This window comes from Tardiphaga robiniae (assembly GCF_013359755.1).
Taxonomy (GTDB): Bacteria; Pseudomonadota; Alphaproteobacteria; order Rhizobiales; family Xanthobacteraceae; genus Tardiphaga; species Tardiphaga robiniae.
This window is the reverse complement of the sequence record NZ_JABMCJ010000035.1, coordinates 1-1,098: the sequence shown is the minus strand read 5'-3', so window position 1 is coordinate 1,098 and position 1,098 is coordinate 1. Positions and strand designations below refer to the sequence as shown.

Below are 1,098 nucleotides of genomic sequence, written 5' to 3'. Positions count from 1 at the left end.
GGCCCACGGAGGCAATTTCTCATGCTGAAAACGTGGTGTACCGGCTGTCTGGTATGTATGAGTTTGTGGTGAATAATGCCCCTGAACAGACAGAGGACGCCGGGCCCGCAGAGCCTGTTTCTGCGGGAAAGTGTTCGACGGTGAGCTGAGTTTTGCCCTGAAACTGGCGCGTGAGATGGGGCGACCCGACTGGCGTGCCATGCTTGCCGGGATGTCATCCACGGAGTATGCCGACTGGCACCGCTTTTACAGTACCCATTATTTTCATGATGTTCTGCTGGATATGCACTTTTCCGGGCTGACGTACACCGTGCTCAGCCTGTTTTTCAGCGATCCGGATATGCATCCGCTGGATTTCAGTCTGCTGAACCGGCGCGAGGCTGACGAAGAGCCTGAAGATGATGTGCTGATGCAGAAAGCGGCAGGGCTTGCCGGAGGTGTCCGCTTTGGCCCGGACGGGAATGAAGTTATCCCCGCTTCCCCGGATGTGGCGGACATGACGGAGGATGACGTAATGCTGATGACAGTATCAGAAGGGATCGCAGGAGGAGTCCGGTATGGCTGAACCGGTAGGCGATCTGGTCGTTGATTTGAGTCTGGATGCGGCCAGATTTGACGAGCAGATGGCCAGAGTCAGGCGTCATTTTTCTGGTACGGAAAGTGATGCGAAAAAAACAGCGGCAGTCGTTGAACAGTCGCTGAGCCGACAGGCGCTGGCTGCACAGAAAGCGGGGATTTCCGTCGGGCAGTATAAAGCCGCCATGCGTATGCTGCCTGCACAGTTCACCGACGTGGCCACGCAGCTTGCAGGCGGGCAAAGTCCGTGGCTGATCCTGCTGCAACAGGGGGGGCAGGTGAAGGACTCCTTCGGCGGGATGATCCCCATGTTCAGGGGGCTTGCCGGTGCGATCACCCTGCCGATGGTGGGGGCCACCTCGCTGGCGGTGGCGACCGGTGCGCTGGCGTATGCCTGGTATCAGGGCAACTCAACCCTGTCCGATTTCAACAAAACGCTGGTCCTTTCCGGCAATCAGGCGGGACTGACGGCAGATCGTATGCTGGTCCTGTCCAGAGCCGGGCAGGCGGCAGGGCTGACGT

Annotated in this window: 3 protein-coding genes; all 3 read left to right on the top strand. The window is 58.7% G+C overall.

The annotated features are described in order from the left end of the window. The first annotated feature begins 14 nt into the window (after positions 1-14). Complete coding sequence (locus HP556_RS00175; protein ID WP_089520890.1) at positions 15-149, top strand: phage minor tail protein domain-containing protein; 135 nt, start codon at positions 15-17, stop codon at positions 147-149. Further along, positions 131-565: a phage tail assembly protein T gene (locus tag HP556_RS00170; RefSeq protein ID WP_000459457.1), complete on the top strand. Its 435-nt coding sequence runs from the start codon at positions 131-133 to the stop codon at positions 563-565. The genes HP556_RS00175 and HP556_RS00170 overlap by 19 nt, the downstream gene beginning before the upstream one ends. Continuing rightward, positions 558-1,098, top strand: a 541-nt coding sequence (locus HP556_RS00165) for a phage tail length tape measure family protein (RefSeq protein ID WP_175365474.1), incomplete at its 3' end; no start/stop codon positions are given. The genes HP556_RS00170 and HP556_RS00165, both read left to right, overlap by 8 nt.